Raw genomic sequence first — 12,961 nt, 5'->3', positions numbered from 1 at the left:
GATGGTCGGATATGAAGAAATTCCGGTTCCGTCTTGAGACGCTGCTAAAATTTCGTAAAATGCAGGAAGAGCAGGCTCAAATCAAGCTTGCTGAAGCTACTAACCGTTTAAACAAGGAGCAAGAATATTTAGGGATTCTTCGGAATCAGCTTGCGTCTAACCTTAAATTGCTCAGCCAAGAGCAGTCTTCTGGCAGCCCGACTATCGAAACCCTTAAGACATTTAGCTATTATATCGATAAAATTAAGAGACACATTACTGAGCAGCAAGAACAGGTAGCTAAAGCAGCGGATTATCAGCAAGAGTGCCTTGCTGAACTAGAAGGTGCTATTAAGCAGCGAAAGCTTGTTGATAACCTGCGGGAAAAGCGTTTGGAACAATACGGCAAAGAATTATTGCAGGAAGAACAAAAGATTCTCGACGAGCTTGGAACGCAGGCCTTTGTGCGTGACAGGGAGAGGGGATTAAAGTGATACAAAGTGTTAATCAAGTTATGCAACGGATATCAGATATTGAGCGGCGTTTTTCACCAACAGAGCCAGGAACGGCAGTAAACGGTGAGTTTGCCGCAGCGCTTGCTTCGGCTACCTCCCAGCCGCCTAAAGACGGTATAAAGGCTACATCAGCCGGCCAGAATGCAAAACAGGGTGACATTGCTAGAATGGTCCATTTGGCTGCTGTTAAACATGGCGTTGATCCTAAGCTGGCCATGGCCGTAGCTGAAGCCGAATCGGGGCTGCAATCTGAGGACATTTCACCTGTTGGCGCTATTGGCGTGATGCAGCTAATGCCGGAAACCGCTCGTTCGCTCGGGGTGCGTAATATTAACGATCCGCGCGAGAATATTGACGGTGGTGTTCGTTATCTGAAGCAAATGCTGACTATGTTTAGTGGCGATGTTACCAAAGCCGTAGCTGCCTATAATGCCGGACCACAAGCAGTAAAGAACTATAACGGTGTTCCGCCGTACAGTGAAACACGCAACTATGTTGCCAGGGTATTATCGCTGGCTAAGTAGAGGAGCCTATGACTAATTATGGCTGAAAAACAAAAAAATCCTGCTGCAAACTCTAAACAGTCGCCTCAGCCTAATTCAGGCGTAGGGCTTAAAATTATGGCTATCATAGTAGCATTATTAATTTTAGTCGGCATAGGTTTTGCCGCAGGGGTTTATCTAAAGCTCATTGATGTAGAAAAATTGGCTAGTGATATGAATCTGGCCAAGTATCCAGTGATTGGCAGGTTCTTTCCAAAAACAAACTTTGAAACTGTGGAACTAGCTGAGGAAGGTGCACCTGTTCAGACCGTCGTCCCGGTTAAACCAAACCAGGCTCAGCAGCCGACGGCTACTCTGCTAGTGCCTCAGCCAAGCAACCCAAACATAATAACCAGAGAAGATTTAGAGAAACAGGCTAAGCTTAAGCAGCAGGAAGAAGCCAAGCGCATTTCCAAGTTGTCCCGGTTGTATGGCGGTATGAAACCTGATGAAGCCATAGCTATTATGAAAGAACTTGACGATCCTACTGTGATTGCTATTTTTAGTAAAATGGAAGAAGAACAGGTGTCTAAAATCTTGGCGTTATTTGATTCCAGACGCGCTGCCCGTCTTACTCAAGATATGCTCAAAGGCCAGGCGCAATCGCCTAACTTATAGCATAGATATAATTTTTGAAAGGAGGTGAAAAAATGAATGCAGCGCAGACCATGTTCTCAACCAATCAGGTGGCAATCTCTGCACCGCCTAGCAAAAACGTTGATGGCAAATCAAAGAACGAACAGAAAACTAACTTTAGTGATACTCTAAGCAGCGCAGTTTCAAAATCAGATAAAGCACTTGCACTAGAAAAAGAACAGACTAATCGTCCATCAAGTGGAGAAGATACTAAGCAGACAAATGCTACTGTTCTACCTGGCTTGATAGCAAACATAATTAAAAAAAGCGGTAATTCTGCTAAGGGACAAGCGTTACTTGAGCCTTTAGCGATTCTTAGTGCTGAAAAGGTGGAAACTGATATTGCTGACACTGCACAACTTGGACAGGATTCGGCGGTTGGTATTAACAATGCTGCTTTAGTTGCCCAGATGTTATCTGCTGTACCAGCTGCACCCCTGGTGCCCACCGTCAATACTGAGGTTGCTGTCGTAACAGCATCCGCAGTTGGCGCACCAACTGCTATTACCGTCAGCCAGCCACAAACTACGGTTCTGCCAGAAATGCCAGCACTGCCGGTGAATCATCCCGAGTCGCTCGCCGCCTCAACAGACAGTAGTGCTGTAGTGACTAGTCAAATCAATCAGAACCTAGACTTGTTACCTGATGTTGCTCAGACTGATCATACACAGCTCACATTACCGATTAAAGCGCCGGATGTTGCTCAGACTGACCAAGCACAGCTCACATTACCTGTTAAACCGTCAGATGTTCCAGTAACCAGCAAACCTGAGCATTCAGAAGTACCATCAGCGGTTGCAACTGGTATCACTCAACCAGAGTTGCCCAAAATGGCGCTCATGAATCAAAGCAAAGATGCAGTGATAGTAGCGGATAAAAACCCTACAGGGGCAATCAATGAACCTGAGCAGCAGGGTATAGCCCCAATTATTGCAATAACCTCACAAGCTAAACCTTCAAATCAAAAATTTACCGATGAGGGCCAGAAAGAAAGTTTTACTGACCCAGCTTTATTTAGTCAGGTACAAGCTGCTCAAGACCTAAGTGCTAATCCCAATGAAGAATTAACCTCTCGCACATTTGGACAAGGTTTGGAATTAGCGTTAATGCCTAAAAGCGACACCCTAGTGGGAGCAACTGTTATTGATGCTCAACTGCAAGCGAAACCATCGACCGATGTTCATCAAATTGTCGACCAGATAGTTGAGCAATCAAGAATGATTAGCAAACCACAAAACACAGAGATGATCATTAAACTAAAACCTGAACATCTTGGCGAACTTACCCTTAAGGTAGTTGTAGAGAATGGCACGATCAATGCTAGTTTCCATTCTAATAACGCCGAAGTACGCAATGTCATTGAGGCGTCTCTGCCCCAGCTTAAACAAGATTTGGCTAATAATGGTCTAAAAGTGGAAAATGTGAGCGTATATGCCGGATTAAGCCAATTTTCGCCCAATCACGACCATGATCGCAGTTCACGCCAACAGGTGATCAAATTTAATAACAAAAAAACTGCGGGAGATTTTGTCGAGTTGATCGATACTGAAACTGAACACAGAAAAATCAGTGGCATTGACGGCTTATCGGGTGTTGATTATCGTATCTAAAAAAGGAGGTGTTTTATATGGCTGATGTATATGGTGCTAGCAGCACTAGTCAAACCTCATCTAGTACTAGTGGGACTACCCGTAAAAAAAATGACGATCTTGGTAAAAATGATTTCTTAAAATTATTGACTACTCAGCTCAGATATCAAAATCCATTGAACCCCATGGAGGATAAGGAATTTATCGCCCAAATGGCGCAGTTTTCCAGTTTGGAACAGATGCAAAATATTAGCTCGTCCTTGATTATGACGCAAGCCAGCAGTATGATTGGTTTGCAAGTTAAGTGGTTTGACGGTAATGCCAAAGAGCAAACTGGCGTGGTTGAATCAGTAAGGCTGGTTGATGGTCAACCTAAGCTGGTTATTGGCGATACTTCTATTGAACTTAGCAAAGTTACGGCTGTAGCAGTTCCAGGGGCCAAGAAAGCATAATGGCTGACAATCGCATCTACAACCTGTACAAGCCAATAGCTCCTGTTGTTCCGTCAGGTAAACCAGCAGGATCTCAATCTAGTTCAGTAGCCACTAAGCCAGCTATCGGTCATAGTTTTAATCAGCTCTTAGAACAGGAAATTACAAGTGTTAAGTTTTCTCAGCATGCCTTACAGCGATTAAACAGCCGGAAAATCCAGCTTGACAGCAATCAACTTAGCCAGCTTAGCCAAGCGGTTGACAAAGCAGCTCAAAAAGGGGCTAAAGAATCACTCATCCTGATGAATGACAGTCTGGCGTTTGTTGTAAGCGTAAAGAATAAAACTGTCATCACCGCTATTGACGGAGCAAGTATTAAAGATAACGTATTTACCAACATTGATAGTGCGGTGCTTATTTAAGGGCTGGACCTCTCGAGGAAGCCCTACTGGCTGCTGACTGATTGATGCAGCCTTTAAACCCCAATATTTAATTTAGGAGGTCATGTTTAATTATGATTCGTTCATTATTTGCCGGTGTGTCCGGTCTTAAAAACCATCAAACCCGTATGGACGTAATTGGCAACAATATTGCCAACGTTAATACCGTAGGTTTTAAATCCGGGCGTGTAACCTTTCAGGATATGTTAAGTCAAACAATCCAGGGGTCAGCCGCTGCTACAGGGAATAAGGGTGGTACTAATCCAATGCAGATCGGGCTGGGCATGGGGTTAGCCAGTATTGATACTATATTTACTGACGGTAGTCCTCAGCCTACCGGTAAACAGACGGATTTATCCATTTCAGGGCAAGGACTTTTCGTTTTAAGTGATGGTCAAAATCAGGTATTTACCCGTGCCGGCGCTTTTGATTTTGATACAGAGGGCAACTATCTAGTTCCTGGCACTGGATACAAGGTGATGGGCTGGAAAGCCGATGCTAACGGGAAAATAGATAGTAAACAAGACCCAAGCGGCATTAAAATTCCCGTAGGCTCTGCAATGGCAGCGCAAAAATCGAGTAAGGTACCTTATATAAATAACTTGTCAGCAGGTGCGAAAATATCTTTAGCAGCAGCCAATGCCTTGGTCACAACTACAGCCGCCGCTAAAGCCGCAGCTTTGGCTGCACTAACACCTACAGCCAAAGCCGCCGTTGATGCCACCGCAGCTCTAGTTACTGGAGATGCAGCTTTAATCACAACCTATAACAATGCTAAAGGAGCACTGACAGCTACAGCTAAAGCCTCCGTGGACGCCAAAGCTGCACTAGCAGCTAATCCCACAGATCCAGTGTTTATAGCGGCCGATGCTGCAGCCACAGCTGCTCTAGTTGCTGGCGATGCAGCTTTAATCACAACCTATGATACAGCTTTAGCTGCACTGACAACTACAGCTAAAGCCTCAGTTGACGCTACAGCAGCTCTAGTTGCCGGAGATGCAGCCTTAATCACAACCTATAACACCGCTACCGCCGATGCCGCGGCTGCAGTTACTGCTGCCGCCACAAATGATAATTCTTCTTCTGTTCCAACATCAATCACTGTATATGATTCGCAAGGGAATCCTTATAATTTGAAAGGAACTTTCGAAAAATCCGCTGCCAATACTTGGACATTTACGCCTGTTGGAACAGTAGTTGATTCGGCTGGAGTAACTGTGGCAAATGTTACTACTACACCGTCCACTCTCAAATTTAAAGATGACGGTTCCTATGATCCAGCAATGAGTACCATTAGCTCAATAACCATTAATCCAGCAGGAGGACCGTATTCTGGTGCCGGTTCTTTTACAGTGAATCCCGATTTTTCTACCATGACCCAATATGGCGGTGAATCAACAGCTAAGGCTGATGTGCAAGATGGTTATGCATCAGGAACCTTGGATAAAGTGACGATTGACCCAACTGGTGTTATTGTAGGGCGATTCTCCAATGGTCAGAGTCAGAATCTAGCTCAAGTTGCGTTAGCTGTGTTCAATAATCCTGCGGGTTTGAACAAAGTGGGAGAGAGTATGTTTGTTAAATCAAACAACTCAGGCGAACCTTCAATTGGTTCAAGTGATACCGGTGGACGCGGTAAGTTTACGCCAGGTTCCTTAGAGATGTCTAATGTTGACTTGGCGCAAGAGTTCAGTAATATGATTATTACCCAGCGTGGTTTCCAGGCGAACTCTAAGATTATTACAGTGTCTGATGAAATACTGCAGGAACTGGCCAACCTCAAACGTTAGTAGAAATATAAGGTAGCGGGAGGAATGCCTCCCTTCCGCTGCCTATTTTTTGAGAATAATTTAGGGGGGACGAGTGTGATAAAGGTTACCAAACTTAAGTCTCAGGGCTGTGATTTTGTAGTTAATGCCGAACTGATTGAAACGATTGAAGAAACTCCTGATACAATGATTACCTTAACTAGTGGTAAGAAACTAATTGTTGAGGAGCCAATGGATGAAATTGTGCGCAAAGTAATGGATTATCGCCGGTCTTTGTTTAGAAACATGCGATAATAACTGACTTGACGTTTCGCGTAGTAAGCAGGCAGTGTAATTAGGCAAATACACTAAATAATGGAGGTGTGCCAGTGGCTGAAGAGGAAAAACCCAAGAAAATGTCGATGATGGTTATTATTATACTCATTGTGGTTGGCTTAATTTTAGCCGGTGGTATTTCGTACTTGATTGCTACCAGGGTTGTGGCTGACAAAACAGCCGACAAAAAAGTTTCCCAACGTGATCCGGGACAATTTATCAAGCTTGGTGACGCTAAAGAAGGTCTTATTCTCAATATCGGCGGTGTGAATAGTGGTCGATATCTTAAGATTGGTTTAATTGTAGAACTAAAACCTGATAAGAACGCAGCTCCCAAAGAGGGAAAACTGCCATCTCCTGAAGAAATTAGGATACTGGACACAGCTGTCTACGTCTTAAGGTCACAAAAAATTGAAGATTTTGATCCGGTCAAACAAGATCAATTAAAAGAGATGCTAAAAAATGAAATAAATAAGACACTTGGTGATGAACGGGTTTATGACATCTATATAACCAATTTTGTTTTACAGTAGATTCATATCAATAATTTTAGTATAATAAAAACATCTATCAGATAACTAGATTATTTTTATAGATAATTCCTTTTTTTGATGCGAAAGGAGGGAAGAGATTGGCAGGACCAGATGTCTTATCTCAAGCCGAGATTGATGAATTATTGTCAGCTTTGTCTACAGGTGTAGTAACTGCTGAAGAAATAAAAACTGAAGAAAAACAGCGTAAAATAAAAACCTACGATTTTAAGCGTCCGGATAAGTTCTCTAAAGATCAAATACGTACTATTTATATGTTGCACGAAAACTTTGCCCGGCTGTTAAATACCTATCTTTCCGCACATCTTCGGACTCTTATTCATATTGATGTTGCTTCTGTTGACCAGTTGACGTATGAGGAATTTATCCGGTCAATGCCAAACCCCAGCGTTATCAGCATCTTTCAGATGCGACCGCTTAAAGGTAACGCAATATTTGAGATAAATCCTAATATTGTACTGGCTATTATTGACAGGCTGTTTGGTGGGCCAGGTCTGCCTCCAGCTAAGCCACGGTCATTGACTGATATCGAGGAAGCTATTATCAGGCGCGTAATCAATAAGGCTATGGAGAGCATGCAGGAAGCCTGGAAACAGGTTGTGACCATTGAACCCCGCATGGAGGCACTGGAGACCAATCCGCAGTTCACTCAGATTGTCCCTCCTAATGACATGGTGGTACTTATTACTCTTCAAGCGAAAATTGGTCAGGCTGAAGGGTTAATGAATATTTGTATTCCTTATCTGGTGCTAGAACCAATTATGTCCAAATTGACCACAAGCTTTTGGGTGTCTGCCTCTGCTGCCAAACAAGCATCACCGGAATCGATGAGTGCTCTGCAGCGGAAGCTGGAAAAAACTCTTATTCCGGCTATTGTTGAACTTGGGCGGGCTACCGTCACCGTTCATGAACTATTAGATTTAGGTGTGGGCGATGTGCTACAGTTGGAAACTAAAGCTGAAAATGAACTAAGCATAATTATCGGCAACCGTGAAAAGTTTAAATGCAAACCCGGGTTAGTCGGTCATAAAAATGCAGTACAGATTACTCAAGTAATTTCCCAAGGAGATGATAATGATGAGTGACGGATTTCTGTCCCAGGAAGAAATAGACGCTTTACTACGAGGCGAACCAGTTGCAGCCTCGCCATCTCCGGCTGGGTCTGATTTGTCAGATATTGAAAAAGATGCATTGGGTGAAATTGGAAATATATCGATGGGTACTGCCGCTACTACTTTGTCAGTACTTTTAGGAAGACGGGTTTCAATTACTACCCCTAAGGTTTCAATATCAAATTTAAATGAAATAAAGCGTCAATATCCGCTTCCTTACTTAGTTATTGAAGTTGGCTACACTCATGGACTGTTAGGAACTAATATTCTTGCGATGCGCGAACAGGATGCACTTATTATTGCTGATTTAATGATGGGCGGAGATGGCACAAATCCACCGTCAGAATTGAATGAACTATATATGAGTGCTGTCAGCGAATCGATGAACCAAATGATGGGTTCGACAGCAACCTCGATATCTACTATATTTAAAAAGAAAGTAGATATTGCTCCACCGAAGGTTAATCTGTTGGATTTTGCGCTAAACCCTGATGTTACTAATATTATTTCCGGTGATGATGCATTAGTCCGTGTGTCTTTCCGTATGGAAGTCGAAGACCTTATTGACAGTGAACTTATGCAGATCATGCCGCTTAATGTTGCTAAGGAAATGGTGGAAAATCTAATGAGTGCTGTTCAACCAGCTGCGTCACCACCGCCTCCACCCGCGTCGCCTTCTCCCAAACCCGTAGCAGTTGCACCACAGCCTGCGTCTGCCTACGCTCAACCGGCGCCACAGCCTAAACAGCAGCCTGTTCAAAATGTTGCCGTACAGCCGGTTCAGTTTGCGCCTTTGAAACCGGCAGGTATACCTGGCACTGACGCTAATATCGGCCTTATTATGGATGTACCGCTGCAGATTACGGTTGAATTGGGACGAACCCGTAAATTAATTCGTGATATTCTGGAATTGACTCCAGGTTCAGTTGTTGAGCTTGATAAGCTTGCTGGTGAGCCTGTGGATATTCTAGTTAATGGTAAACTAATAGCCAAAGGGGAAGTTGTAGTAATCGACGAAAACTTTGGTGTGAGGATTACCGATATAGTTAGTCCTTTAGAAAGGGCTAGTAATCTTCAATAATAATTCCAAATTTTATTTGAGATAGGGGAGATAGGGTAAAATGGCGATTAGAGTCTTAGTTGTGGACGACGCTGCATTTATGAGAATGATGATTAAAGATATCTTATCAAAAAACGGCTATGATGTAGTTGGGGAGGCAGAAAACGGTCTTAAGGCGGTAGAGAAATATCAGGAGCTTAAGCCTGATTTGACAACTATGGATATTACCATGCCGGAAATGGATGGAATTACTGCTGTGAAAGAGATCAAAAAAGTTGATCCAGCGGCCAAAGTTATTATGTGCAGCGCAATGGGGCAGCAGGCTATGGTTATTGAAGCAATTCAGTCTGGCGCTCGTGACTTTATTGTTAAGCCGTTCCAGCCTGATCGTGTCCTTGAGGCTGTACGCAAGGCAGTCGGTTAGCCTGGATACTCCCAATGTATAATTATCTACGTTGCTGCGGTAGTATTTTAATAATTTTTTCCATCGTTTTATTGCTTACAAATCATGGGTTGGCTGCTGGGGAAACCGGTGAGTATCTTAAATATCAAGAACCGCAGCCGCCAACGTCTTCGTGGCTTGCGGCCAGTGGTTATGTTGTATCGTTAATACTAACTTTTCTCTTAGTTCTTGGCCTTGCTTATTTTACTTCCCGGTTTTTAGCGCAGAAGATAAATGCTCCTGCAGGGCTTAACAGCGGGAAAATTCACACTACCTTGCCCTTGGGCCCTAATCGTGCGGTTTATGTAATAGAGATAGCAGGTAAGTTTATGGTGTTGGGAGTTACTGAACAAACTATTTCACTGCTCAAGGAAATTACCTCGCCAGAGGATATTGAGCAGCTCAAAGCTCAGGTAAATATTGGTTTTCCACCTGAACAGTTCGATAACATTTTTCACCGCCAGTTGCTTTCAATTAAGCAGTTGAATAAAAAATTTCCCGCTGTTTTTGGCTCAGACACTCACGAAATAAATGAGAAGGAGCATGAGAACGACATTAGGAAGAGGTAAATAGAGTGTCACGACATGTTAATTATTTTACAACATGGAAATACCATGTTTTGCTGCTGGCTATAGTTTTGTCAGCGGCTTGTCCAGCGATAGTCGGGGCAGCTCCACTGATACCTATTCCCAATATTAATATTGGGGTGGAGCAAGCCAACAACCCGCAAGATATGGCCCTTAGTCTGCAGATTCTGTTGACCTTAACGGTGCTTTCACTCGCACCGTCAATTCTGGTAATGATGACTTCCTTTACCAGAATTATTGTAGTATTGTCATTTTTGCGCAGTGCCTTGGGAACACAGCAAATGCCGCCAAATCAGATTTTAGTTGGACTTGCTTTGTTTTTGACTTTTTTTACTATGTCACCATATTTTGACCAGGTAAACAAGAGCGCATTGCAGCCCATGCTTACCGGGACAATTACCCAGGAGACCGCTCTGACCGAGGCTGTAAAGCCAATGCGCGAGTTTATGTTTAAACAGACTCGCGAGAATGATCTGGCACTATTTGTTAATCTATCAGAAATGCCGCGGCCTAATTCGCCTGAGGATGTTCCAACATCTGTATTAATTCCGGCTTTTGTTATTAGTGAACTTAAAACTGCGTTTCAAATTGGTTTTTTAATATATATTCCCTTTATCGTAATCGATATGGTAGTAGCTAGTACCCTTATGGCAATGGGCATGATAATGGTCCCGCCGGTCATGATATCCCTGCCGTTCAAAATTTTATTATTTATACTAGTTGATGGCTGGCATTTAATTATCCGGTCATTAGTTACTAGTTTTAATTGAGGGGGGCGCTTATGTCGGGAGATATGGCCATCCAGATTGGTCGTGATGCGCTAGCTATGGTCATGCTGGTTTCTGCCCCCATGCTAGGTCTTGGCTTAGTAGTTGGTGTCCTTGTAAGTGTATTCCAGGCGACAACACAAATCCAGGAACAGTCACTGGCATTTATCCCCAAGATTATTGCCGTCTTTGTTGCCATATTGGTTTTTGGACCATGGATGCTTAGTCTGATTGTCGATTATACACGGGAGATATTTTTAAGTCTACCTAATATGATACGTTAGCTAAAAAGGAGGCCCGAATCTTACATATTAGATAGGTGGTAGAAAGTATTGGACTTGTTTACTTTACTGCAAAATCAGTTAGGGTTTTTCTTACTGATTTTTGCGCGAATTAGTGGGATTTTTTCTTCAGCCCCGATATTTGGTGCCCGAAACGTCCCATTAACTGTCAAAGCAGGGCTGTCGTTAATAATATCCTATATTTTACTGCCACTTCTAATTCGGCCGGACTTTATTTCTCCAGATGCACTTTTGCCCTATGTGGTGTTGGTAATTGGCGAGTTTTTACTTGGTTTAATTCTGGGATTTGCCTGTTCTTTCATTTTCTATGGAATACAAATGGCAGGCTCACTCTTAGATACTCAGATTGGATTTGGTATTGTTAATGTTTTGGATCCACAATTTGGTCAGCAGGTTCCCCTTGTTGGCAATTTTAAGTATATTTTAGCATTACTAGTATTTTTAGCGAGTAATGGTCATCATCTTTTTCTTTCGGCTGTATTTCACAGCTTTAAACTTATTCCGGTAACTTTAGGGGTTTTCCGGCCTGATATGGCTAATATCGCGGTGGATATGGTTACTGGTATTTTTATAATTGCACTTAAAATTAGTTTACCAGTATTAGTGTCGCTGCTGCTTACCGATGTGGCGCTTGGTATTCTAGCCCGAACTATGCCTCAAATGAATATTTTTGTTGTTGGTGTGCCGGGCAAAATTATTGTCGGCATTTTTGTACTATCTTTAGCTTTGCCATTTTATATAGGCTTTTTGGAGGTAGTTTTTAATGGCACTTTTCACGAAATTTACCGCCTCCTGGGTACCTTTGTACCGAATTAAAGATAGCCGGTATAAACTTGACACCTTTGATTTACAGCGGTTTAATGGCGAAAAAACAGAGGAAGCTACTCCTAAACGTAAGGAAGAAGCCAAGAAAAAGGGCCAAGTGGCCAAAAGTACTGACTTTAGTGCAGTATTTGTAATGATGGCTGCTTTCTATACGCTTAAGTTGTTAGGGGTTAGTGTGTATACTGAATTGGCTAGCTATATGACAGGCATCTTCTCTAGTTTGGCAACAACAGATTTTACTATTAATTCTGTTCATATATTATTTTTAAACTTAAGCCTCCTTCTTTTAAAGACAGTTTTACCGATTCTTTTAGTTATTTTAGTAATATCAGTAGCTGTTAACTATATGCAAGTCGGTTTTATTTTTTCTACTGAGGCATTAATGCCGGATTTTAATAAAATTAATCCTTTATCTGGTTTTCAGCGGCTGTTTTCCAAGAGATCACTTGTTGAGCTTTTAAAGGCTGTTTTTAAAGTAACTATTATTGGTTACTTTATTTACCGGTTTGCCGTTATACAGACAGCAGATATCCCGAAATTGATTAGCATGGAGTTAATTGACTCTCTTAAACTAGCTGGTTCTCTTACTATTGATTTAGCTTTTCAGATTATCGGTGTCATGATGGTTTTGGCGGCCTTCGATTATTTTTACCAGTGGTGGGAACATAACCAAAGCCTTAAAATGTCTAAGCAGGAAGTAAAAGAGGAATTCAAACAAACTGAAGGCAATCCACAAATCAAAGGAAAAATTAAAGAAAAGCAGCGGGCTATCGCTATGCGGCGAATGATGCAGGAAATACCCAAAGCCGATGTTGTAGTGACGAACCCTACTCACTTGGCGATTGCCCTAAAGTATGATAAAAATATGTCAGCTCCGGTAGTTCTGGCAAAAGGCCAGGATTTTTTGGCTGAACGTATCAAGCAGGTGGCGCGGGAAAACAAAGTGGTAGTAGTAGAAAATAAACCGTTAGCCCGAGCGCTCTATCCCGTTGTTGAAATAGGCAACATTATACCGCCTGAGTTATATCAGGCAGTTGCCGAGGTTTTAGCTTATGTATACCGATTAAAAAAACGCCTGTCCTAGTATAAGGAGCGAATA

Annotated in this window: 17 protein-coding genes; all 17 read left to right on the top strand. The window is 42.6% G+C overall.

The window, feature by feature from the left end:
* The first annotated feature begins 11 nt into the window (after window positions 1-11).
* The 17 genes from fliJ to flhB all read left to right on the top strand — a co-directional run bounded on the left by fliJ (window position 12) and on the right by flhB (window position 12,946).
* Window positions 12-473, top strand: a complete 462-nt coding sequence (gene fliJ / locus VN447_RS08585; RefSeq protein WP_325524690.1) for a flagellar export protein FliJ — start codon at window positions 12-14, stop codon at window positions 471-473.
* A complete protein-coding gene (locus tag VN447_RS08580) occupies window positions 473-1,018 on the top strand; it encodes a lytic transglycosylase domain-containing protein (protein ID WP_325524932.1) in 546 nt (181 codons plus the stop codon). Before fliJ ends, VN447_RS08580 begins: the two co-directional genes overlap by 1 nt.
* An 18-nt stretch (window positions 1,019-1,036) precedes the next feature.
* Complete coding sequence (locus tag VN447_RS08575) at window positions 1,037-1,654, top strand: magnesium transporter MgtE (protein ID WP_325524689.1); 618 nt, start codon at window positions 1,037-1,039, stop codon at window positions 1,652-1,654.
* Between the two features lie 32 nt (window positions 1,655-1,686).
* Window positions 1,687-3,282, top strand: coding sequence for a flagellar hook-length control protein FliK (locus VN447_RS08570; protein ID WP_325524687.1), 1,596 nt, complete (start codon window positions 1,687-1,689; stop codon window positions 3,280-3,282).
* 17 nt (window positions 3,283-3,299) lie between these two features.
* Complete coding sequence (locus VN447_RS08565; RefSeq protein WP_325524686.1) at window positions 3,300-3,713, top strand: flagellar hook capping FlgD N-terminal domain-containing protein; 414 nt, start codon at window positions 3,300-3,302, stop codon at window positions 3,711-3,713.
* Window positions 3,713-4,114 carry a TIGR02530 family flagellar biosynthesis protein gene (locus VN447_RS08560; RefSeq protein WP_325524684.1) on the top strand — a complete coding sequence of 134 codons (402 nt, stop codon included), beginning with the start codon at window positions 3,713-3,715 and terminating at the stop codon, window positions 4,112-4,114. The genes VN447_RS08565 and VN447_RS08560 overlap by 1 nt, the downstream gene beginning before the upstream one ends.
* A gap of 92 nt (window positions 4,115-4,206) precedes the next feature.
* Window positions 4,207-5,922: a flagellar hook protein FlgE gene (locus VN447_RS08555; RefSeq protein WP_325524683.1), complete on the top strand. Its 1,716-nt coding sequence runs from the start codon at window positions 4,207-4,209 to the stop codon at window positions 5,920-5,922.
* A gap of 75 nt (window positions 5,923-5,997) precedes the next feature.
* On the top strand, window positions 5,998-6,195 hold the full coding sequence (locus tag VN447_RS08550; protein ID WP_325524682.1) for a flagellar FlbD family protein: 198 nt from the start codon (window positions 5,998-6,000) through the stop codon (window positions 6,193-6,195).
* Between the two features lie 74 nt (window positions 6,196-6,269).
* Window positions 6,270-6,749 (top strand): flagellar basal body-associated FliL family protein, encoded by a 480-nt coding sequence (locus VN447_RS08545; protein WP_422663595.1) that lies wholly within the window; start codon window positions 6,270-6,272, stop codon window positions 6,747-6,749.
* Between the two features lie 98 nt (window positions 6,750-6,847).
* Window positions 6,848-7,852 carry a flagellar motor switch protein FliM gene (gene fliM, locus VN447_RS08540; protein ID WP_325524680.1) on the top strand — a complete coding sequence of 335 codons (1,005 nt, stop codon included), beginning with the start codon at window positions 6,848-6,850 and terminating at the stop codon, window positions 7,850-7,852.
* Window positions 7,845-8,960, top strand: coding sequence for a flagellar motor switch phosphatase FliY (gene fliY, locus VN447_RS08535; RefSeq protein WP_325524928.1), 1,116 nt, complete (start codon window positions 7,845-7,847; stop codon window positions 8,958-8,960). Before fliM ends, fliY begins: the two co-directional genes overlap by 8 nt.
* Window positions 8,961-9,000: 40 nt before the next feature.
* Window positions 9,001-9,363: a response regulator gene (locus tag VN447_RS08530; RefSeq protein ID WP_325524679.1), complete on the top strand. Its 363-nt coding sequence runs from the start codon at window positions 9,001-9,003 to the stop codon at window positions 9,361-9,363.
* A gap of 14 nt (window positions 9,364-9,377) precedes the next feature.
* The gene (gene fliO / locus VN447_RS08525) at window positions 9,378-9,950 is read left to right on the top strand and encodes a flagellar biosynthetic protein FliO (RefSeq protein ID WP_325524677.1); all 573 of its coding nucleotides are present in this window, start codon (window positions 9,378-9,380) and stop codon (window positions 9,948-9,950) included.
* Window positions 9,951-10,000: 50 nt separating this feature from the next.
* Entirely contained in the window at window positions 10,001-10,738 is a 738-nt protein-coding gene (gene fliP / locus VN447_RS08520; protein ID WP_325524927.1) for a flagellar type III secretion system pore protein FliP, read from the top strand.
* A gap of 11 nt (window positions 10,739-10,749) precedes the next feature.
* Entirely contained in the window at window positions 10,750-11,019 is a 270-nt protein-coding gene (fliQ, locus tag VN447_RS08515; protein ID WP_325524676.1) for a flagellar biosynthesis protein FliQ, read from the top strand.
* A gap of 48 nt (window positions 11,020-11,067) precedes the next feature.
* Complete coding sequence (gene fliR / locus VN447_RS08510) at window positions 11,068-11,853, top strand: flagellar biosynthetic protein FliR (RefSeq protein WP_325524674.1); 786 nt, start codon at window positions 11,068-11,070, stop codon at window positions 11,851-11,853.
* Window positions 11,801-12,946 carry a flagellar biosynthesis protein FlhB gene (flhB, locus tag VN447_RS08505; RefSeq protein WP_325524672.1) on the top strand — a complete coding sequence of 382 codons (1,146 nt, stop codon included), beginning with the start codon at window positions 11,801-11,803 and terminating at the stop codon, window positions 12,944-12,946. Before fliR ends, flhB begins: the two co-directional genes overlap by 53 nt.
* The last annotated feature ends 15 nt before the right edge of the window (window positions 12,947-12,961 follow it).

The organism is Sporomusa sp. (assembly GCF_035561155.1).
GTDB lineage: Bacteria > Bacillota > Negativicutes > Sporomusales > Sporomusaceae > Sporomusa.
This window is presented reverse-complemented; position numbering and strand designations above follow the sequence as displayed.